This window comes from Halalkalibacillus halophilus DSM 18494, assembly GCF_000423105.1.
GTDB lineage: Bacteria > Bacillota > Bacilli > Bacillales > Alkalibacillaceae > Halalkalibacillus > Halalkalibacillus halophilus.
This window is the reverse complement of sequence record NZ_AUHI01000004.1, coordinates 391,433-411,935: the sequence shown is the minus strand read 5'-3', so window position 1 is coordinate 411,935 and position 20,503 is coordinate 391,433. Positions and strand designations below refer to the sequence as shown.

The window sequence follows — 20,503 nt, the reverse complement described above, 5'->3', positions numbered from 1 at the left end:
GAAAACAAGATTGAATCAAATGATGCAAGAATCAGGTTTTGACGAGTACAACGCTTATCATGAACATACTGTAAATGATATAAGGGCATTCTGGAAACATGCAGAGCAATCCTTAGGTATTGAATGGTATCAGGATTATAAAGACGTCGTTCAATTAAACAATGGCGTGATGTATCCAGAGTGGTTTGTAGATGGGAAAATGAACGTGGCACATAATGCACTAGATAAATGGGCAGAATCTGATGAGATGAAAGATCACCCTGCTCTTATCTGGGAAAGTGATGACGGAGAAGTTATTACGTATACATTCTTAGAACTACAAAAAGAAGTTAATCGAGTTGCTAATGGCTTTGTACAAGCAGGAATGAAACGATACGATGTGGCGACTATTTATATGCCAATGATTCCTGAGACAACAATTGCCATGCTTGCAATTAGTAAAGTGGGAGCAATATTTTCTCCGGCTTTTTCGGGTTACAAATCAGAAGCAGTTGCAAAAAGAATTCAAGCAGCAGAATCAAAGTATTTAATCACAGCTGATGGGTTCTTCCGTCGCGGTAAAATGCTTAATCTTAAAGACGAAGCAGATCAAGCAGTAGCCTCTTCTTCCTCAATTGAAAAAGTGTTTGTCGTCAAACGAACTAATGCTGAAGTGAATTGGAACGACCATGATCTGGATTGGGACGATATGAGAAGTGAAAGCACTTCCTTTCATACCGTTCAAACCAACGGCAATGATCCATATATGATTATTTACACATCTGGAACAACGGGTAAACCTAAAGGTGCCCTGCACACTCATAACGGCTTCCCAATCAAATCTGCGTATGATGCAGGGATTTGTATGGATGTATGTAAAAAAGATACTCTGTTCTGGTACACCGACATGGGTTGGATGATGGGGCCTTTTCTTGTATATGGTGGTTTAATGAATGGAGCTACGATTGTAATGTTTGAAGGTACACCAGACTTCCCTACTCCAAGTAGAATCTGGGATATGGTCGAACAACATAAAGTTACACACTTAGGGATTTCTCCTACATTAATTAGGTCCATTATGAAATTAGATTCATCTTATTTCACCAAACAGAATTATGACTCTTTAAAAATGATCGGTTCAACTGGTGAGCCATGGAATGAAGAACCGTGGTTATGGCTCTTTAATACCATTTGTAAGAAAGAAATTCCTATATTTAATTATTCAGGAGGGACAGAAATTTCTGGTGGGATCTTCGGGAATGTTCTAGTAAAACCGATTGCCCCTGTATCCTTTAATGCAGCACTTCCTGGTATGGATGCAGATATCTATGATGAATACGGTGAATCTGTTAAAGGTGAAGTTGGAGAACTCGTTTTAAAGCAGCCATGGGTAGGTATGACGAACGGATTCTATAAAGAAAATGAACGGTATGAAGATACGTATTGGTCGAAATTTAAAGGTACTTGGGTCCACGGAGATTGGGTAGAAATCGATGAAGAAGGATTCTACACCATTACTGGACGTTCAGATGATACGTTAAACGTCGCTGGAAAGCGATTAGGTCCTGCAGAAATAGAATCTATTTTTGTGGAGCACCCAGAAGTGATCGAAGCTGGAGTAATTGGGGTCCCCCATGAAGTTAAAGGTGAAGATCCGATTGCTTTTGTAGTAACTAAAAACTCTCCTGCAGATAAAAAAGAATTTTCAAATGAACTTATAGAACACGCAATCAATAGATTAGGGAAAGCTATTGCCCCTAAAACAGTTCATGTAGTAAGCGATCTACCTAAGACAAGAAATGCTAAAGTAATGAGACGTGCGATCAAATCCGCCTACTTGCATCAAGAAGCTGGCGATCTCTCAGCACTTGAAAACCCTGAAGTGGTTGACGAGATTAGAAATATTAATAAAAACTAATTTAACAAAAAAGGTTGTGCCAAGTCTGCACAACCTTTTAATTTCACTTAGTTTACATAATAATATTATAGTTTACCTATATACTCTCCTACTCTTTTACCTGTAAATAAACAACTACCTAGAAAAGTACCTTCTAACGATCGATAACCATGTATACCTCCGCCTCCAAAGCCACTTGCTTCTCCAACTGCATATAGACCTTTTAAGACATCACCGTTTTCCTTTAATACTTCCCCATTTAAATTAGTCTGTAGTCCTCCTAATGTTTTTCTGCTAATAATATTTAATTTAACAGCAATGAGCGGTCCATGCTTTTGATCTAAAAATTTGTGAGGTTTAGCAGTTCGAATTAATTTATCACCAAGATAATTTCTTGAGCCTCGAATTGCGGTGATTTGTAAATCTTTCGTAAAAGTATTATCCATTTCACGATCTCTAGCTTCTACAACATTCTTCACTTTATCTAAGTCTAATAAATTTTCATTTGTTAATCTATTCATCTTTTCAACCAATTCTTCTATTGTTTCAGCTTGCACAAAATCTTCTCCATCATCTATGAACTTTTGTACCGGTTGTGTAGCCCCTGAACGTAAACGAGTTAGCAATTTTTTAAAATCCTTCTCTGTTAAATCAGGGTTTTGTTCGGAACCAGATAAGGCAAACTCTTTTTCGATTACCTCTTGGGTTAAAATAAACCATGAATAATCATAGTTCGTTTTCATAATGGCTTCAAGTGTTCCTAATGTATCAAAACCAGGTAAATAAGGTACTGGAAAACGATTGCCCTTTGCATCTAACCATATAGAAGAAGGTCCAGGTAGTATTCGAATACCGTGATTTGTCCATACGGGAGAATGATTTTTTATTCCTTCTGTATAATGCCACATTCGATCCTTATTAACGACACTTGCACCACGATTTTCACTTATACCTATCATACGACCATCGACATGATCCGGTACGCCAGTTAACATTTTATCAGGAGCTTTTCCTAACCTATGTGGCCAATGTTGTTTGATTAAATTAGCATTCGCACCAATTCCGCCACTCGCAATAACTGTATGTTCAGCAAAGTAAGCAAACGTGCTAATAGGATCTCGATTACTCTTTTCTCCCCTCTTAGCATCGCTCGGGGCAAGTACGTTTCCTTTTACACCAACAATAGAACCCTCTTCTGTAATTAAGTCATTCACTTGATGTCTAGGTTTATAGGTAACTTGTTTATTCTTAATATAAGTGATTAACTTTCGAGCAAAAGGTTCAACGATTGCAGGTCCTGTTCCCCAAACAATATGGAAACGGGGTACTGAATTGCCATGACCTTCTGCTAGGTAGCCACCTCTTTCAGCCCAACCAACAACTGGAAAGAAATGAATTCCTTGTTGTTTAAGCCACTCTCTCTTTTCCCCGTTTGCAAATGCAAGATATGCATCTGCCCATTTACTTCCCCAATGATCATCCCCATCAATATTGTCATAAGTGGCAGAACCATACCAATCCTGTTTAGCAAGTTCTAATGAATCTTTTATTTTCATATTTCTTTGTTCGGGTGAATCAACTAAAAACAACCCTCCAAAGGACCACCAAGCTTGACCTCCGATAGAACTAACTGGCTCTTGATCTAATAGTAGAACATTCTTACCTCGAACAGCCATCTCACAGACAGTAACAAGTCCAGCTAAACCAGCACCAACAACAATTGCATCGTACTTCATTGAATCCCTCCATGACTAATAGTTTTGATAGATAAAATGATGTAAAAAACTCGTTATTCCCCCTTCGTAAAAGAGAATAACGAGTATAAATTACATTTAAACGGGATAAACACCATGTTTTCTTTCCGTAAATGTGATGTTCTTTGATTGATACACATCTAATCTACTTTTTAAAACTTTACGCAGGTCATTAGGTTGAACAATATCATCGACAACCATTTCAGAAGCTAAACGATAAATGTCGATGTTCTCTTTGTATTCTTCTTGTTTTTCTTTTATAAACGCTGGGCGCTCTTCTTCTGGTAGCTCAGCAATTTTATTAGCATAAACTGCATTCACCGCAGCCTCTGGTCCCATAACTGCGATTTGAGCCGTAGGAAGGGCAATTGTAATATCTGGTTCGAATGCAGGTCCTGCCATTGCATATAATCCAGCTCCATATGCTTTTCTTACAACAACACAAATCTTAGGAACAGTAACTTCACTCATTGCAGAGATCATTTTCGCGCCATGACGGATAATTCCTGCACGTTCTACTCGAGTTCCTATCATAAACCCAGGTATATCAGCTAAGAATAGAAGTGGAATATTGTAAGCATCGCATAATTGCATGAATTTTGCAGCTTTATCTGCCGAATCATGGAATAATACGCCGCCTTTCATTCGAGGTTGATTTGCAACAATACCTACAACTTTACCATCAATACGTGCGAGGCCTGTGATTAGCTCTTTAGCGAATTCACGCTTGATTTCACAGAAACTATCAACATCAATCAAACGATTGATTAACTCATACATATCGAACGGAGCATTCTGATTATCAGGAATTAAATCAGCAATTGATTTATCAAACGCCTGCGGGTCAAGGCTCTCAACTTCCTCTGTTCTTGAACGGAAATTTTGAGGGAAATATGTCATATACTTTTGAACATACTCGATGGCTTCTTGTTCATCCTTCACTAGCACATCTCCAACGCCTGAAACAGAACAGTGCATTCTAGCTCCACCCATTTCTTCAAGCGATACTTTCTCTCCAATTACTTTTTCAGCCATACGTGGTGATCCTAAATACATTGAAGCGTTACCTTCAACCATCACAACAATGTCACAGAATGCCGGTATGTATGCTCCACCCGCAGCTGAAGGACCAAACAATAAGCAAACTTGAGGTACATGACCAGACATTTTAACTTGATTGTAGAATATTCTTCCTGCTCCTCTTCTATTTGGGAACATTTCGATTTGGTCAGTAATTCGAGCACCTGCAGAATCGACTAAATATAGCATTGGCACTTCAAGTTTCATAGCTGTTTCTTGAATTCGGATAATTTTCTCTACTGTTCGTTTTCCCCATGAACCAGCTTTAACGGTAGAGTCATTTGCCATGACTGCAACAGTTTGACCATTTAATTTACCTAATCCAGTAACAACTCCATCAGCTGGCAAATTGCCGTCCATTGCATTAGCAAAAAACGCATCTTCCACATCTAAATCATTATCTAATAATCGTTTTAATCTTTCTCTTACAAACATTTTGCCTTTTTCAGCGTTTTTCTCGTGGTATTTATCACCACCACCACGCTCAATTGATTCTCTTAATTCTTCATGATTAATTTCTTTTGACATGAATCTATTCACCATCCTATTTTCCTTGGTATTTAGGTCTTCTTTTCTCCTTAAAAGCTTTCAATCCTTCTAATCGGTCCTCTGTGTGAATGGTTTGCATATAGCATTCCTTTTCAATTTGTAATCCAACACTTAAATCTTGACCGAATCCTTGATCAATTGCTTTTTTTGCCATACGTACCCCTATAGGGCCATTGTTGGCAATGTCTAATGCAATTTGCACTGCTTCAATCTCTAATGAGTCTTGACTATGAATACTTTCTACCATTCCTACGTTTAAAGCTTCCTGGGCAGATATTCTTTTGGCAGTCAGGATATAATATTTAGCTTTTGAAATTCCAATAATTCGAGCTAATCGTTGTGTTCCACCAGCACCAGGAATAATAGCAAGCGAGGTTTCAGTCAAACCCATCTTCGTCTGTTCATTTGCAAGACGAAGATCACATGCTAAAGCTAGCTCAAGTCCTCCTCCGAAGGCTACTCCGTTAATTGCAGCAATCGTTGGTATCTCGATATTTTCTATTTTTCTTATTACAGAACCTATTTCACCGACAGCTTCAATGACTTCATCCTCATTCATTGTCGCTCTTTCTTTTAAGTCTGCACCTGCACAGAATGCTTTTTCACCAGATGCAGTAATGATCAACGCTCTAAGGTCATTATATTGTGAGATTATGTCTAATTGCTCGTTTAGATCTTTTAAAAGTTCCTTAGATAAAGCATTTGCAGCTTCTGGTCTATTCAAAGTCAAAATGGCGATTCGATTTTCGTGTTCTAATCTTACATTTACTGTACTCATACTTTCACACCTTTATGATCTTGATAAAATTTGCATTTGTTTACTCGGTAAAGGTCGATCAATCATTTCTTGAATATATGAGGTTGCTTCTAGAAGTTTAGCTTGATCGACACCAGTATGAATCCCAAGTGATTGTAACATGTAGTTCAAATCATCCGTTGCAACGTTTCCAGATGCACCTTTTGCATAAGGACATCCACCTAAGCCTCCAGCTGCACTATCAAAGGTATGAAATCCTAATTGTAGCGCAGCTAAAGTATTAGCTAATGCTAGTCCTCGTGTATCATGAAAGTGCAGAGCTAATTGATCTTTTGGAAAGTATCTTTCTAATTTTTTTAATACACTAGATACTTGTAAAGGGTTTGCTACGCCAATGGTATCTCCAATAGAAAGTTCATCAATATCCATTTCAAATAAATTATTACATACTTTAACAAGCTGTTGTTCCTCTACCTGTCCTTCGTATGGACAACCAAATGCTGTAGATATATAACCGCGGACACTTTTATTGGCTAGCTTTGCTTCTCTTACAACTTCGTTTAAGATTGGATACGTTTCCTCTATTGACTTATTAATATTCTTTTTATTGTGTGTTTCACTAACTGACATAAATATAGAGACTTCATCAATATCAGCTTCTAAAGCACGTTCTAATCCCTTCATGTTAGGAACAAGAGCTGCGATCGTCATATTTTCCTTTTTATTGACACGTTTCGCCACTTCTACAGCATCTTTTAACTGTGGAATCCACTTCGGATGTACAAAAGAAGTGATTTCAATATAACTAAGCCCTGTATTAGCTAATTTTTCAATCCAAGCTACTTTTTGATCTGTCGGTATTTCTTCTTTTTCATTTTGAAGCCCGTCTCTTGGGCCTACTTCCTTGATCGTGACTTGTTCTGGTAATTCCATCATGTCACTCCTTTAATTCTTACTCTATTTCACAAATGACATCGCCTTCGTTAACAAAATCTTCTTCTTTAACTTTTAATGCTTTAATTGTTCCTGCTTGTTCAGAAGCAATTGGGATCTCCATTTTCATTGACTCAAGAATAGCGACATCTTGACCTGCCTCTACTTGGTCACCTTCTTTAACCAATATTTTCCACACATTACCTGCCATGTTTGCTGCAATTTCACTCATTTTAAATCCTCCTATTTTTTCATATAATCATTGATAAATGAGGTTTTTGTATTTCCTCGAACAAACTCAACTTCATTTGTAATATCAATTAAGAATGGGATGTTTGTTTTGATTCCTTCTACTTTATAATCTACCAATGCATCTCTTAACTTTTCAATTACTTCATCACGTGTAGTGCCTGTTACAATCATCTTAGCAATCATTGGATCATAATATGGTGTTACTTGATAACCACTAGCAACCCCAACTTCATTTCGTATATGATTTTCAGTTGGAGGTTCAAATGTTGTTATTTTTCCTGGAGACGGGAAAAATGTCTTCGGGTCTTCTGCATAGATACGAACCTCCATTGCATGCCCATCGATTGAAGCTACATGTTGTTTAATATTCAACTCTTCTCCATAAGCGATTCGAAGTTGCTGTTCCACCAAATCATAACCAGTAATTTCTTCTGTAACAGGATGTTCTACTTGTAGACGAGTATTCATTTCTAGGAAGTAAAAATTAGATGATTTATCCACTAGAAATTCAATCGTTCCTGCATTCGTGTAATGAATAGCTTCTGTTGCAGTAACAGCTGCTTTCCCCATATCTTGGCGTACTTCTGCATCAAGTAGTACAGAAGGTGCTTCTTCGAGAACTTTCTGATGACGACGTTGGATCGAACATTCTCGTTCAAATAAATGAATCGTATTTCCATGATGATCCGCAAGCACCTGAAATTCTATATGGTGAGCACCATTAATTACCTTCTCAACATACATCGTTCCATTTCCAAAAAACTGTTCTGCGCGTCTGGCATTTCCATCAAATGCTTTCTCCAACTGTTCATCGTTCTCTACTATTTCCATTCCAATTCCGCCACCACCATGGGTCGCTTTTAACATAACAGGATAACCTATTTCATTTGCGAATTTCTTAGCTTCATCTGTATCACTAACAGGGTCATCTGTCCCCGGAATTACTGGAACACCTGCTTTTTTCATCAAATTACGTGCAGTTAATTTGCTTCCCATTTGATCAATTATTTCGGGCTTTGGTCCAATGAATGTTAATTTTTCTTGGTTACATTTTTTCGCAAAATCACCGTTTTCACTTAATAATCCATACCCCGGGTGGACTGCATCTACCCCATGTTCTTTAGCTACATCAATAATTTTCTCCGCGTTTAAATAACTTTCATTTACCTTTGCGGGACCTATTAGTACAGCCTCATCAGCTTCTGAGACAAATGGAGCTTCTTGATCTGCTTCTGAATATACTGCTACAGTTTGGATGTTTAGCTTTTTACATGTGCGAATAATCCGAGAAGCAATCTCTCCTCTATTAGCGATTAATATTTTTTGAAACATGCATACACCCCTTTTATTATTGATTAAATCGATTAGTTGCTTCGTCTCTTAATTTTGCTTTTTGAATTTTACCACTTGCAGTCATAGGAAATTCTTCTTTAAAATATATAGCTTGAGGGATTTGTTTATCAGGAAATTTTTCATTTAATTGTTCAAAGATTGCTTCTGAGGACAGTGCCTCATCCTCTTTAATCACCCAAGCAATTATTATCTCTCCATGTACCGGATCTGGAATGTTAACGATTTTCGCATCAAACACCCCGTCAATGGAAGCTACAAATTCCTCTACTTTATATGAATCGACTTCTTCCCCATATTGTTGCATCAAAGTATTCTCCTCCCTTTCAAACGGTCTATATAATTAACATCCTAGCTGTCTAGCAATAACTAGACGTTGAATCTCTGAAGTACCTTCTCCAATTTCAAGAAGTTTGGCATCTCTAAGGAATCGCTCTACTTCATATTCACGCATATATCCATATCCTCCATGAATTTGAATCGCTTGATTAGCAGCTCTAAAAGCTGTTTCTGTTGCATAAAGTTTTGCCATTGCTGCTTCTTTAGTGAAATTTTTACCTTGGTCTTTTAGCCAAGCTGCTTTCATAATCATGTTTCTAGCTAGTTCCACTTCCATTGCTATATCTGCAAGTTTAAACTGGATAGCTTGGAAACTAGAAATTGGTTGACCAAACTGCTTTCGTTCTTTCGCATAAGAAAGTGCCTTATCTAATGATCCTTGAGCAATCCCTAACCCTAATGCGGCAATGGAAATGCGTCCACCATCAAGTGTGTGTAAAAATTGTTTAAATCCTTGTTGTGGATCACCTAAAAGGTTCTTCTGCGGCACGCGAACATCTTCAAGTACAATTTCTGCTGTGTCAGAACCACGTACACCCATCTTGTCGTAATTACTTGAGATCGTCATCCCTTCCGTATCCGTAGGCACAATAATAGCAGAAATAATATTTTTCCCTCTGTCATCTTTCCCTGTAACTGCAGTTACGATGATTTGTTTTGCAAATGAAGCGTTTGTGATATAACACTTTTCCCCATTTATAATGAAATCATCACCATCTTTAATCGCAGTAGTTTTGGTTCCACCAGCATCAGAACCAGCATTAGGCTCAGTTAACCCAAATGATCCAAGTGCTTTACCTTCAGCAAGTGGTACAAGAAATTCTTGTTTCTGCTCTTCTGTACCGAAGTAATAAATAGGACTAGCACCAAGTGAAACAGCAGCTGCATAACTTAAACCAGTACTGCCGCACACACGACCAATTTCCTCAACTGCTAAAGCATATGTGATTGTATCACTACCCGCTCCACCATATTCTTCTGGAATAGGAATACCTAGTAATCCTAATTCCCCTAATTCTTTAAAAATATCTTCTGGAAACTCCGCCTTCACATCAATATCAATTGCGCGTGGTTTGATTTTAGCCTCTGCATAATCCCTAACCATCTTCCTTGTCATCTCTTGTTCTTTCGTTAATTCAAAATTCATCGTAAGCCTCCCTTATTTTGTAGACCGACTAGTTGGTCTGATAAAAATTAAATGAAAACGCTTTCTAAAAGCGCTAAAATTAATAGATGCGATCACTATGTAACAGGAGATCCTTATACTTTTCCTGTGACTCGCCCGTTAAAATCCCTCGAAGTAACAAATCGATGTAAACAGTTGCAATTTCATCTATTGATTGTTCTCCATCTCGTCTATACCACTGATAAGTCCAGTTCACCATTCCGAGAATCGACATTCCTGTTATGATTGTTGGGAGCTCTTTACGAAAGTCCCCTTGTTCTTGACCTCTTGCTATCACTTCAATCACAATTTCTTTAAAATCGTCACGTTTTCGCTTTATTTGTTCTTCATAAACTTCTTTTAAATATTTATTCTCTTGATAAAAAACAGAAATATGTTCATTGTATAAATCAAATACCCTCACGAATGAGCGGAGAATTTCATAAAGCTGAGTAACCGGTTGTTCTTCTTTCCATTTAGCTTCATGTGCTTCATTTAAAACATAAGAAATAAACAAGTCATGAATCACAAACAATAATTCGTCTTTAGAAGTAAAATGGTGGTAAAATCCACCCTTTGACGTTCCACAATGCGATACGAGATCATTAATTGATACTCCATGAAAACCATGTTCTGAAAATAATTCCAAAGATGATTGTATAATTCTTTCTTTTAAATCTGCCATATCCCCCTCCTACCTTTGTCAATATTTTAACACAATTTAGAAAACTATCAAAATAAAATTAAAAACGAGCGCTCAGTTAATTTTCTGAACGCTCGTTTGTTTATTTGGGTTCTTCAAAAGCTCTTTGGTACGTTGCGATTTTTTGAGTTTTTAATACTTCCCCATTCTGATCAGTATCTACAGCGAAAGATCCATTACTATATCGATTGTTATACTTAAAATCAAGTGGCAATAACTCTTGTTTCTTTCCACTCTTCAGCGTTAAGCTGACTTTTTCATCTTCATCAACTACATGAAATCCAACTATTCGATGTGGATTGCGTTTTAATTCCTTCAACATAGACAGTCCACGCTTGGCACGAGACCCTTGTTCAAAATCATCTATTTTCATTCGTTTTCCTGCACCACGTTGTGTGATGATAAACAAGGAAGGGTGAGAAAGCTCAGGGAAAACTTCCCCATTGACCACATGCTCTCCCTCTTTTAATTGAATAGATTTCACGCCAGCACCTTTAATGCCAATTGTTTTAACATCATGTTCGTGGTACCACAAACCATACCCAGTATTAGAAGCCAAGAAGATCTCATGATGACCATCCGTTATATGCACATTAACGATCTCATCATCATCCTTAAGTTTCATTGCTGTAAGCGCACGAGAATATCGCTGAACTTTGAAGTCCTCTAACAATGTTTTCTTAATCATCCCATTTTTAGTAATGCTTATTAAATAGAAGTCTTTTGAAAAAGTTCTGACTGGGATTGCTTTAACAATTTCTTCATTTTTACTAATCGATACCATACTAGCTATATGCTGCCCCATGTCTTTCCACTTAATATCAGGAAGTTCATGAACAGGAATATAAATATATCTACCTTTGTTTGTGAAGACCAGTAAAGTATCGGTAGTGTTGATTTCGTGTAAATGAAGTAATTCATCTTCTTCTTTCATTTGCATGTCTTCTACCTGTGAAGCTCCAAAAGAACGTAAGCTTGTTCGCTTTATGTATCCTGCCTTAGTCACAGATACAACGATATCTTCTGAGGGAACCATTACTTCAAGATTTATTTTTAAATCTTCAACCTCTTGTTCAATCTGAGTTCGACGCTCGGATTTATACGTTTTACGAACACGCTTTAAATCATCCTTAATAACTGTGAGCAACTTATTTTCATCTGCTAAAATTTCATTCAAATAATTAATTCTTTCACGTAATTGCTCAGCCTCTTTTTCAAGTTCCGTTATATCTGTATTTGTTAAACGATATAATTGCAACATAACAATTGCTTCCGCTTGTTCCTCAGTAAAATCATAAGCGGCTATTAATTGTTTCTTTGCATCTTGTTTATCTTTAGAGGCTCTGATCGTAGCAATTACATCATCTAAAATAGATACAGCATAAATAAGACCTTCTAAAATATGAGCCCTTTTCTTCGCTTTACTAAGGTCGAATTCTGACTGCCTTTTAACTACTTCTCTTTGGTGAGCAATATAGGATTCCAGCATGCCCGATAAGCTCATCATGGTAGGTGTTTTATTAGCAATTGCAACCATATTGAAATGATATGATACCTGTAAATCCGTGTTTTTATAAAGGAAGTGAAGCACACTTTGACTATCTGCTTCCTTTTTTAATTCGATTACGACACGTAAACCTGTACGGTCCGTCTCATCTCTTACTTCAGAAATACCTTCTACTTTTCTTTCCAAGCGAAGTTCATCCATTTTTTTTACCATACTAGCTTTGTTTACATCATAAGGTAGTTCAGTAATAACAATTTGTTCTTTTCCGCCTCTTAGGGGTTCAACGTTCGCTAGCCCCCTTACCATGACTTTACCTCTGCCAGTTTCGTAAGCCTGTTTAATTCCATCTGCACCTTGAATAATTCCACCTGTTGGAAAATCAGGGCCAGGTAGCTTTTTCATTAATTGATCTACAGTTGCATCTGGATGCTCAATTTTATAAATAACTGTATCAATAACTTCTTTCAAGTTATGTGGTGGAATATCAGTTGCGTAACCAGATGAAATCCCTGTAGACCCATTGACTAGTAAGCTTGGAAATTTCGCAGGTAATACTACTGGTTCATAATCTGTATCATCAAAGTTTGAAATGAAATCAACAGTTTCTTTATCAATATCTTGAAGTAGTTCAGATGCAATTCCAGATAACCTTGCTTCTGTATAACGCATTGCAGCTGGTGGGTCTCCATCGACACTCCCATTATTACCGTGCATTTCTACTAGTGGTTGACGGACTTTCCAAGTTTGACTCATACGAACGAGCGCCTCATAAACAGAGGAATCCCCATGTGGGTGATAATTACCAATAACTGTACCTACTGTTTTAGCAGACTTACGAAATGGTTTATCGAACGTGTTTCTTTCTGTATGCATCGCGTAAAGGATTCTTCTTTGTACTGGTTTTAATCCATCCCTCACATCTGGTAAAGCACGATCTTGTATAATATATTTACTATATCTGCCAAAACGGTCTCCAATTACTTCTTCTAAAGGTAAATCTAAATACTTAGCTTCTTCCGCCAAACTATTTCACTCCTAATTAAGCAATCTTTCATTATCTAAAATGCTATCATCTTCTTCCATGCCAAATGCTACATGAGATTCAATCCACTTACGACGAGGTTCTACTTTATCGCCCATCAGTGTCGCTACTCTTCTTTCTGCTCTTGCTACATCATCTATTGTAACACGAATAAGTGTTCTTGTTTCTGGGTCCATCGTTGTTTCCCATAATTGATCAGCATTCATTTCTCCTAGACCTTTATATCGTTGGATCGTATAGCCGCTTTTGAATTCAGCTAATAAACGGTCCATTTCATCATCATCCCATGCATACGCTTCTTTTAACTTTTTACCTTTTCCTTTTGCAATTTTAAACAAAGGAGGTAATGCAATATAAATTTTCCCTTGCTCTATTAAAGGCTTCATATAGCGGTAAAAGAAGGTTAACAATAATACTTGGATGTGAGCTCCATCGGTATCAGCATCTGTCATAATAATTACTTTATCGTACTGACAATCTTCAATAGTGAAATCAGAGCCTACCCCAGCGTTGATTGTATGAACGATGGTTGCGATTTCTTCATTTTTAAAAATGTCATCAATTTTAGCTTTTTCCGTATTAATAACTTTACCCCGTAAAGGAAGTACAGCTTGAAAACGACGATCTCTACCTTGTTTTGCTGACCCACCTGCAGAATCACCCTCTACTAGAAACAGTTCATTCTTAGAGGCGTTTTTTGACTGAGCTGGAGTCAACTTTCCACTTAGTAACGAATCTTTACGCTTTCTTTTCTTTCCATTTCGAGCATCTTCTCTTGCTTTTCTTGCGGCTTCTCTAGCATCTCTAGCTCGGATAGCTTTCTTAATTAGCATTTGAGAAACTTCGGGATTTTCTTCTAAGAAATAAGCAAGTTTCATAGCAACTACTTGATCTACTACTCCTCTGGCTTCTGGAGTACCTAACTTACTTTTAGTTTGTCCTTCAAATTGAAGCATTTGTTCAGGAATTCGTGTGGAAATGATTGCTGTTAACCCTTCTCTTAAATCATTTCCATCTAAATTTTTGTCCTTTTCTTTTAAGAATTGCATTTTACGGGCATATTCATTAAACGCTTTCGTTATTGCTGTTTTCGCGCCTGATTCATGAGTTCCCCCATCTTTTGTACGGACATTATTCACAAAAGAGAGTATATTTTCTGAATATCCATCATTAAATTGCATCGCAAAATCGACTTCTATTTCCTTTGCTTCACCTTCTAGTGAAACGACTGGATGAAGTATATCCTTCTCTTCATTAAGATATCCAACAAACGCCTCTAAACCATCTGGATAGACATAACTTTCTTCTTGCTCATTTCGCAAGTCGATTAGATCAATTTTAATGCCTTTAAGTAAAAAAGCGGCTTCTCTTAGTCGCTCTGAGAGTGTTTCAAAGTGATAATGGATGGAAGAAAAAATGATAGGGTCGGGCTTGAAGTGAATCAACGTACCGGATTTTTTAGTTTTACCGATATTCTCTAACCCTGTAGATGGTTTTCCTCCTGCCTCAAACAATTGTTCATACGTTTGACCATCTCGGTAAATGGTTACTTTTAGCCATTCAGATAAGGCATTTACTACGGATGCTCCAACTCCATGGAGTCCTCCACTTGTCTTGTAACCGCCTTGGCCAAACTTTCCTCCGGCATGTAGAATCGTGAAGATGACTTCAGGTGTGGGCTTCCCCATCTTGTGCATTCCAGTAGGCATACCACGCCCTTCGTCTCTAACTGAAATTGACTCATCCTCATGTATAGTTACTGTAATCGTTTCCCCGTGCCCTGCTAGTGCTTCGTCAACGGCGTTGTCAACAATTTCATAAACCAAATGATGAAGTCCACGGTGGTCTGTGCTACCAATATACATCCCCGGTCTTTTTCTAACTGCTTCTAGTCCTTCGAGTACTTGGATCGAATCATCGTTGTATAATTGGTCTGATTGCGTCAAGTTTAAGACCCCTTTCTTTCTGCTTTCTCGTATTCACTGTTACTGAATTTTATTTATTTTCCGATAGTCATTTGATGGACTACTTTTATACATGCATCCATTATGACGTTGATTTCTTTTTCTTTCAATATCTCATAAGCCTCATCATTTGAAACACCTAGCTGAGCCCAAAAAGTTTTTGCATCTGTTTCTAATGTTTCTTTAGCAATTTCAGGTAAATATTCAGATCTTCTAAAGACGTTCACAATGTCGATAGAGTGTGGAACTTCTTTTAAACTAGGATAGCTTGTCTCTCCTAAAACTTCTTTAACTTTTGGATTAACAGGAATGATCTTATATCCTAATGTTTGCATTTCTTTTGCTATCATATAAGATGTTCTAGCCGTATTATCTGACAATCCAACGACTGCAATTGTGTTCGCCTCTTCTAAAACACTTTTCATCGAATCTTTTGTTGGGTTTTGCATCGAATCATCCTAACTCCTAAGATTTATTGTAGTACTAGAATAGCGTTAATTCTATATTTTCTCAACTTTATATTGAATTAGTAAAGAAACTCTAAATCGATATCTTCTTTCATGAACATTAATTTGATAGAATAGAATGAAGAAAGAATAGGAAATGGGGATTTTTATGGAATTTGTACTTTTTGCAATTATAGCCTACATATTTGGCTCAATGCCTTCAGCTTTAATAATCGGAAAGCTTTTTTACAAAATTGATATTAGAGAACACGGTAGCGGAAACCTTGGTGCTACAAATACGTTTCGCACATTGGGTGTAAAAGCTGGACTAGTTGTAACTGTCATGGATATCTTAAAAGGTACTCTAGCTTCACTTCTTGTTATCCTTTTTGCAACAGATATAAACCCTTTAATTATTGGTGCCTTCGCTGTTGTCGGTCATACTTACCCCATATTTGCTAAGTTTAAAGGTGGTAAAGCAGTGGCGACATCTGGTGGTGTGCTTTTAGCGGTCAGTCCTATATTATTTTTCATTAGTTTAGCAGGATTCTTTTTATTCTTGAAATTATTTAAATATGTATCACTTGCCTCCCTGCTAACAGGGTTAACGGCAACAATCACTGCTATTATACTAAACGAAATTGGTCTCATTATTGTTACTGCATTATTTTTCTTATTTGTGATTTACAGACACATGGATAACATCAAACGTATTAAGGAAGGTACAGAACCAAAAATTAAATGGTTGTAAAGAGGTAAGTTTTGTATACTCGCGGAAGAAATGCTGGTGAGTATTGAGTAAAACAATCACACCCTTTAGGAATTAAATAGAATAAACAAATAAGAGGATTGTTTCACCGATAACTAATTATAACACTAAAAGATCTCATCACCTAGGAACGGATAATACTGCTGCGATATCTTTCGGTGAAACAAAACCAACAAATATACCTATTTACTGATCCCCTCAAAGCCGTCTCGTTTGAAGATTGAGTTCAATTAATTGAATCAATTTCATTCAATCTTGTATAATAAACTAGTACATCCTGAGAGATGGCAGTGTGAAAGGAGTCATAGCTATGCACGAAACAACTTCTAAGAAACAATTACCTAATAAACATGACCGCCACCAATTGTTTGGGTCAGTAGAACCTGGACCTCGAACCAAACCGGCAGAAAAAAGCAAAATGAAAGATTTGCAAAATACAAAGAAGGATTTTCTTTTTGAATTAGATGCTGTTGGGATTTCGAATGTAAAACATCCTGTTGAAATACCAAGTAAATTAAACCCTACCAAACAGACTTCCATCGGTACTTTTTATTTTGCATCATCTATTATGCAGGATTCAAAAGGCACGAATATGAGTCGTTTTACAGAACAGCTACAGGAATACCACACACAGGGATTTGAATTAAGTCTCGAAACATTAAAACAGTTTACGCATGACTTACATCAAAGACTTGATCAAAGAGATGCAGAACTACATGTATCTTTCCCATGGTTTTTTGAAAGAGAAGCACCTTTTACAGGTCAAACTGGATTAAATCACGCGGATGCATGGATTCAAGTAAATTACCACAAAACTACTGGCTTTGAAGTGAAGGTCGGATTAACAGGTAAAGTGACAACTCTGTGCCCTTGTTCAAAAGAAATTAGTGAATATAGTGCACATAACCAAAGAGGTAATATCAAGATGGAAGTAACTTTATCTCCTGATTTCGACGAGAAACAGGCAGATTGGAAAGAACTTCTATTAGAAGCAGCTGAATCAAACGCTAGTGCTCGGATTCATCCAGTTCTTAAAAGACCAGATGAAAAAATGGTGACCGAACAGGCGTATGAAAATCCTCGTTTTGTGGAGGACATGGTGCGACTTGTGGCAAGTGATCTTTATGAAATTGATTTAATTGATCAGTTCACGGTGAAGTGTACGAACGAAGAATCCATCCATTTACATGATGCGATTGCTTCGATCACATATGATAAAAGATAGGATTTTTTATGAAAACAGTTTTAGTTAGTTTGATTAAAGTTTATCAATCATTTATTTCACCCTTACTTGGACCAACTTGTCGTTTTCAACCTACATGCTCTCATTATAGTATGGCAGTGATTGAAAAGTTTGGAGTTTTGAAAGGGACTTACTTAAGTTTAAAGAGGATACTAAAGTGTCATCCTTTTCATCCAGGCGGGTTTGATCCTGTTCCCGAGTCTAAAAAGGAAAAAGCTAAAGAACCAAAATAGGTTCTTTAGCTTTTATTTTCTAAACGCTCTAACTGTTCTAACTTTCCTTCTGCTTTTAATATGTCTCTTTGAAAAGAACCGATTAAGTCAAAATGTGGGTACTTTTCATCTCTATGAATCCAGGATGCTTTGAGGCCATATTTTTTTCCCCAGTTAATTAATCGATCTAAGTCATTACAACCAACTTTCGTCACAGTATTCATAGTTGGGAACCTCTCATCTATCCAAAAATGAGTAATAAATGCAATTTCCCCTTTTTGAACTTTACTCTTCCACATTCTCAGTTCTTCTTTTTTTATCCCAAAAGCCATTTACTCTTCACCACTAGCTTTCTTGTAAGCTTCATGCCAATCCGGAAATTGTTTACGAATAGATATCGGCTTAAAGTTACTTCGTTTTACACATACATGCGATGATACCCCAGTTACACATAGTTGATCATCTTCATTATGTATTTCGTAACCATATACTACACGAAAACCATCATACTTCTTAATCCACGTTTTAACTTTTGCAGTCTGCCCATAACGAAGCGGGTATTTATACTTTGCTTGAATATCAATTACTGGAGATAATACATCCTCTCTTTCCATATCAGCATATCGAAACCCTAATTGTTCAATTAAATTCGTTCTTCCTATTTCAAACCACACAAGGTAGTTCGCATGATAGACAACACCCATTTGGTCTGTTTCTTGATACCTTACCTTTACTTCCGAATGATTAATTACCATTTAAGTAACATCTCCTATATTTAATTCTGTCTATATTCATTATTTTACACCAAAAAAAAGAGCTAGCAAAATCGCTAGCTCACTTCTATTCCTGATGTTTAGCTTCGTCAGATATTTCGTTACGCATGCCTTTAATGGATTGTTTTCTTCGTTCATTTTTTGCTTCTATTGTTTTCCGATCTTTGTCTGAAGCATGTTCCATTTCCTCTTTTGCTTCTCTATAGTTTTCGATCGTATCCTGTACCTTTGATTGCAGTTGTTCTACATTATCACTTCGATCATCCGGATTTGGATTATTACGCATATTGTCTGCCCCCTCCTATTCTTCTGATACATTTATTATGAGGGCATTTGACAAATACTATGCATGTTTGGTTTGATCCTTTATAACACTAAGTCTTTCTTCTACTTTTTGATGAATTTGTTCAAGTTCTTCCGGATTACTCAATATCTTCTCTTTTTCTTCTGTGAACAACTTTTGAAATGACAATTGCTCTCTTCTTCTCATTTAATCGACTCCTTTTTTTAAAAGGATAGCCATTAAATGTAATATTTATACTAATCTAACTCTTCAATATACCCAACCATCTCATCGTATGACATTGGACCTACTTTCCTAGGGATCTGAACAACTCCATCCGTATTTATAAAATAGGTCGTAGGAAGAGATATTGCTTGATAAGTTACATTCACTTCGTTAGTTTCATCCATAAGAATTGGGAAAGTTAAATCTAATTCGTTAACAAAATCCTGCACATTATCTTCATTGGTTTCTGATGCAATCGCATTAACTGCAAGAATTTCTACTTCATCTCCATATTCCTCATGAATATCTTGCATATGTGGCATTTCTGCTCTACAAGGTGGGCACCAAGTAGCCCAGAAATTAATAAACACTTTCTTTCCTCTTAATTCGTTTAGTTCGATCTCATTGCCGTCCAATGTGGAAAGCTTAAAGTTTGGGGCTTGATCACCAACATCGACACCATCCATATCAATATCCATTCCCTCAGGTTGCACAAAAACCCCTTCTCCTTCTTGCACTTCCTCTGCCTCTTCTTCAAAGAAGACATTATAAACAATGATTCCTAACAATACTCCGATAATACCAAGAGCAATAATTCTTTTTGCTACTATCATTCTACTCTTCCTCCTGTACCTTGGTCCACTTCCATTCAATCATTAGGTTTAAGAAAGCGAATATAATCAAAACGATTAACCAGGTTGTATGTAAATGTAATTGATCTGTTAGAACACGAAAAGCAATCCATACTAGGGCTGTCCATCTGGTAAATTTTAAACCTAGTAAAAATGCATCTTCTTTTCTTCTCCAAAATAAAGTTACAACTACTGCAATATACGCAATACTTTCCATAAACATGTATATATTCATTCGATAATACGCCTCAACTAGTGTATCTATAACCAAATATACTAATAAGGCTTGTATCATCAATAACACTTGTACTGAAAAATTTATATTGTTTCTTTTTCTTTGAAAAAACATATAAAGAACTATTATGAATAAGCCCAATAGTAACCCAATACTTCCACCGTCAAAATAAACAACAGCAAGTGGGTAATTCAATAAGTCTTGAGGATACATTAAAAAATAACTTAACTTCCATACTAGAATAAACACAATCCAATACTCTAACACTAAGTCAGTTGCTTTTTTATCAGCTGTTTGGAGCTTAAATTTTCCAAAATAACTTGCTGTAAAAACAGAAATTACTATAGCAATAATAGAAGCTACATAAGGAATATATAAATTAAATGGCCCTAATTGAATAACATCTGTCATCAA

The 20,503-nt window shown here is 36.7% G+C and carries 22 protein-coding genes; 4 read left to right on the top strand and 18 right to left on the bottom strand.

Translation table 11 applies throughout. The annotated features are described in order from the left end of the window. The first annotated feature begins 19 nt into the window (after positions 1 to 19). Positions 20 to 1,897 (top strand): AMP-binding protein, encoded by a 1,878-nt coding sequence (locus G532_RS0102090; protein ID WP_084500499.1) that lies wholly within the window; start codon positions 20 to 22, stop codon positions 1,895 to 1,897. A gap of 65 nt (positions 1,898 to 1,962) precedes the next feature. Here G532_RS0102090 and G532_RS0102085 read toward each other — a convergent pair whose 3' ends face one another. The 12 genes from G532_RS0102085 to G532_RS0102030 form a co-directional block, all read right to left on the bottom strand. Further along, positions 1,963 to 3,612: an FAD-binding dehydrogenase gene (locus G532_RS0102085; RefSeq protein ID WP_027963306.1), complete on the bottom strand. Its 1,650-nt coding sequence runs from the start codon at positions 3,610 to 3,612 to the stop codon at positions 1,963 to 1,965. Between the two features lie 96 nt (positions 3,613 to 3,708). Continuing rightward, entirely contained in the window at positions 3,709 to 5,238 is a 1,530-nt protein-coding gene (locus G532_RS0102080) for an acyl-CoA carboxylase subunit beta (protein WP_027963305.1), read from the bottom strand. A gap of 16 nt (positions 5,239 to 5,254) precedes the next feature. Beyond that, entirely contained in the window at positions 5,255 to 6,037 is a 783-nt protein-coding gene (locus G532_RS0102075; RefSeq protein ID WP_027963304.1) for an enoyl-CoA hydratase-related protein, read from the bottom strand. A 12-nt stretch (positions 6,038 to 6,049) separates the two neighbouring features. Beyond that, the gene (locus G532_RS0102070; protein WP_027963303.1) at positions 6,050 to 6,952 is read right to left on the bottom strand and encodes a hydroxymethylglutaryl-CoA lyase; all 903 of its coding nucleotides are present in this window, start codon (positions 6,950 to 6,952) and stop codon (positions 6,050 to 6,052) included. Positions 6,953 to 6,968: 16 nt separating this feature from the next. Next, positions 6,969 to 7,181 carry an acetyl-CoA carboxylase biotin carboxyl carrier protein subunit gene (locus G532_RS0102065; protein WP_027963302.1) on the bottom strand — a complete coding sequence of 71 codons (213 nt, stop codon included), beginning with the start codon at positions 7,179 to 7,181 and terminating at the stop codon, positions 6,969 to 6,971. Positions 7,182 to 7,192: 11 nt separating this feature from the next. Beyond that, positions 7,193 to 8,533 (bottom strand): acetyl-CoA carboxylase biotin carboxylase subunit, encoded by a 1,341-nt coding sequence (locus G532_RS0102060; RefSeq protein WP_027963301.1) that lies wholly within the window; start codon positions 8,531 to 8,533, stop codon positions 7,193 to 7,195. A 16-nt stretch (positions 8,534 to 8,549) separates the two neighbouring features. Then, entirely contained in the window at positions 8,550 to 8,858 is a 309-nt protein-coding gene (locus G532_RS0102055; protein ID WP_027963300.1) for an AMP-binding enzyme, read from the bottom strand. Between the two features lie 36 nt (positions 8,859 to 8,894). Beyond that, positions 8,895 to 10,037: an acyl-CoA dehydrogenase family protein gene (locus tag G532_RS0102050; RefSeq protein ID WP_027963299.1), complete on the bottom strand. Its 1,143-nt coding sequence runs from the start codon at positions 10,035 to 10,037 to the stop codon at positions 8,895 to 8,897. Positions 10,038 to 10,116: 79 nt separating this feature from the next. After that, positions 10,117 to 10,740: a TetR/AcrR family transcriptional regulator gene (locus G532_RS0102045; protein ID WP_027963298.1), complete on the bottom strand. Its 624-nt coding sequence runs from the start codon at positions 10,738 to 10,740 to the stop codon at positions 10,117 to 10,119. 100 nt (positions 10,741 to 10,840) lie between these two features. Then, positions 10,841 to 13,288: a DNA topoisomerase IV subunit A gene (gene parC, locus G532_RS0102040; protein ID WP_027963297.1), complete on the bottom strand. Its 2,448-nt coding sequence runs from the start codon at positions 13,286 to 13,288 to the stop codon at positions 10,841 to 10,843. 12 nt (positions 13,289 to 13,300) lie between these two features. Further along, on the bottom strand, positions 13,301 to 15,253 hold the full coding sequence (gene parE, locus G532_RS0102035) for a DNA topoisomerase IV subunit B (RefSeq protein WP_027963296.1): 1,953 nt from the start codon (positions 15,251 to 15,253) through the stop codon (positions 13,301 to 13,303). 53 nt (positions 15,254 to 15,306) lie between these two features. After that, complete coding sequence (locus G532_RS0102030; protein WP_027963295.1) at positions 15,307 to 15,720, bottom strand: CoA-binding protein; 414 nt, start codon at positions 15,718 to 15,720, stop codon at positions 15,307 to 15,309. Between the two features lie 166 nt (positions 15,721 to 15,886). Here G532_RS0102030 and plsY point away from each other — a divergent pair, with 166 nt between their 5' ends. From plsY to yidD, 3 genes are all read left to right on the top strand, one after another. Continuing rightward, positions 15,887 to 16,468 carry a glycerol-3-phosphate 1-O-acyltransferase PlsY gene (gene plsY / locus G532_RS0102025; RefSeq protein WP_027963294.1) on the top strand — a complete coding sequence of 194 codons (582 nt, stop codon included), beginning with the start codon at positions 15,887 to 15,889 and terminating at the stop codon, positions 16,466 to 16,468. A gap of 328 nt (positions 16,469 to 16,796) precedes the next feature. Continuing rightward, positions 16,797 to 17,711, top strand: coding sequence for a GTP cyclohydrolase FolE2 (folE2, locus tag G532_RS0102020; protein WP_027963293.1), 915 nt, complete (start codon positions 16,797 to 16,799; stop codon positions 17,709 to 17,711). 8 nt (positions 17,712 to 17,719) lie between these two features. Further along, a complete protein-coding gene (gene yidD, locus G532_RS0102015) occupies positions 17,720 to 17,962 on the top strand; it encodes a membrane protein insertion efficiency factor YidD (RefSeq protein ID WP_027963292.1) in 243 nt (80 codons plus the stop codon). 5 nt (positions 17,963 to 17,967) lie between these two features. Here yidD and G532_RS0102010 read toward each other — a convergent pair whose 3' ends face one another. The 6 genes from G532_RS0102010 to G532_RS0101985 all read right to left on the bottom strand — a co-directional run bounded on the left by G532_RS0102010 (position 17,968) and on the right by G532_RS0101985 (position 20,500). Beyond that, on the bottom strand, positions 17,968 to 18,273 hold the full coding sequence (locus tag G532_RS0102010; protein ID WP_027963291.1) for a hypothetical protein: 306 nt from the start codon (positions 18,271 to 18,273) through the stop codon (positions 17,968 to 17,970). Beyond that, positions 18,274 to 18,696 (bottom strand): acyl-CoA thioesterase, encoded by a 423-nt coding sequence (locus G532_RS0102005; protein ID WP_027963290.1) that lies wholly within the window; start codon positions 18,694 to 18,696, stop codon positions 18,274 to 18,276. It lies immediately after the preceding gene. Positions 18,697 to 18,781: 85 nt separating this feature from the next. Next, positions 18,782 to 19,000, bottom strand: coding sequence for a small acid-soluble spore protein Tlp (tlp, locus tag G532_RS0102000; protein ID WP_027963289.1), 219 nt, complete (start codon positions 18,998 to 19,000; stop codon positions 18,782 to 18,784). Positions 19,001 to 19,057: 57 nt separating this feature from the next. Further along, complete coding sequence (locus G532_RS15950; protein ID WP_156882508.1) at positions 19,058 to 19,204, bottom strand: FbpB family small basic protein; 147 nt, start codon at positions 19,202 to 19,204, stop codon at positions 19,058 to 19,060. 50 nt (positions 19,205 to 19,254) lie between these two features. Continuing rightward, a complete protein-coding gene (locus G532_RS0101990; protein ID WP_027963288.1) occupies positions 19,255 to 19,836 on the bottom strand; it encodes a redoxin domain-containing protein in 582 nt (193 codons plus the stop codon). 1 nt (position 19,837) lies between these two features. Then, positions 19,838 to 20,500, bottom strand: coding sequence for a hypothetical protein (locus G532_RS0101985; protein ID WP_027963287.1), 663 nt, complete (start codon positions 20,498 to 20,500; stop codon positions 19,838 to 19,840). Positions 20,501 to 20,503: the final 3 nt, after the last annotated feature.

Excerpts from the sequence above, each read along its gene's own strand:
- G532_RS0102045 (WP_027963298.1), bottom strand. The coding sequence starts at position 10,740 with ATGGCAGATTTAAAAGAAAGAATTATACAATCATCTTTGGAATTATTT.
- G532_RS0102060 (WP_027963301.1), bottom strand. The coding sequence starts at position 8,533 with ATGTTTCAAAAAATATTAATCGCTAATAGAGGAGAGATTGCTTCTCGG.
- yidD (WP_027963292.1), top strand. The coding sequence starts at position 17,720 with ATGAAAACAGTTTTAGTTAGTTTGATTAAAGTTTATCAATCATTTATT.
- G532_RS0102050 (WP_027963299.1), bottom strand. The coding sequence starts at position 10,037 with ATGAATTTTGAATTAACGAAAGAACAAGAGATGACAAGGAAGATGGTT.
- G532_RS0102090 (WP_084500499.1), top strand. The coding sequence starts at position 20 with ATGATGCAAGAATCAGGTTTTGACGAGTACAACGCTTATCATGAACAT.
- G532_RS0102085 (WP_027963306.1), bottom strand. The coding sequence starts at position 3,612 with ATGAAGTACGATGCAATTGTTGTTGGTGCTGGTTTAGCTGGACTTGTT.
- G532_RS0102070 (WP_027963303.1), bottom strand. The coding sequence starts at position 6,952 with ATGATGGAATTACCAGAACAAGTCACGATCAAGGAAGTAGGCCCAAGA.
- G532_RS0102080 (WP_027963305.1), bottom strand. The coding sequence starts at position 5,238 with ATGTCAAAAGAAATTAATCATGAAGAATTAAGAGAATCAATTGAGCGT.
- G532_RS0102065 (WP_027963302.1), bottom strand. The coding sequence starts at position 7,181 with ATGAGTGAAATTGCAGCAAACATGGCAGGTAATGTGTGGAAAATATTG.
- G532_RS0102030 (WP_027963295.1), bottom strand. The coding sequence starts at position 15,720 with ATGCAAAACCCAACAAAAGATTCGATGAAAAGTGTTTTAGAAGAGGCG.
- G532_RS0101990 (WP_027963288.1), bottom strand. The coding sequence starts at position 19,836 with ATGATAGTAGCAAAAAGAATTATTGCTCTTGGTATTATCGGAGTATTG.
- G532_RS0102075 (WP_027963304.1), bottom strand. The coding sequence starts at position 6,037 with ATGAGTACAGTAAATGTAAGATTAGAACACGAAAATCGAATCGCCATT.
- tlp (WP_027963289.1), bottom strand. The coding sequence starts at position 19,000 with ATGCGTAATAATCCAAATCCGGATGATCGAAGTGATAATGTAGAACAA.
- G532_RS0101985 (WP_027963287.1), bottom strand. The coding sequence starts at position 20,500 with ATGACAGATGTTATTCAATTAGGGCCATTTAATTTATATATTCCTTAT.
- G532_RS0102055 (WP_027963300.1), bottom strand. The coding sequence starts at position 8,858 with ATGCAACAATATGGGGAAGAAGTCGATTCATATAAAGTAGAGGAATTT.
- G532_RS15950 (WP_156882508.1), bottom strand. The coding sequence starts at position 19,204 with ATGAGAAGAAGAGAGCAATTGTCATTTCAAAAGTTGTTCACAGAAGAA.
- G532_RS0102005 (WP_027963290.1), bottom strand. The coding sequence starts at position 18,696 with ATGGTAATTAATCATTCGGAAGTAAAGGTAAGGTATCAAGAAACAGAC.
- folE2 (WP_027963293.1), top strand. The coding sequence starts at position 16,797 with ATGCACGAAACAACTTCTAAGAAACAATTACCTAATAAACATGACCGC.
- plsY (WP_027963294.1), top strand. The coding sequence starts at position 15,887 with ATGGAATTTGTACTTTTTGCAATTATAGCCTACATATTTGGCTCAATG.
- G532_RS0102010 (WP_027963291.1), bottom strand. The coding sequence starts at position 18,273 with ATGGCTTTTGGGATAAAAAAAGAAGAACTGAGAATGTGGAAGAGTAAA.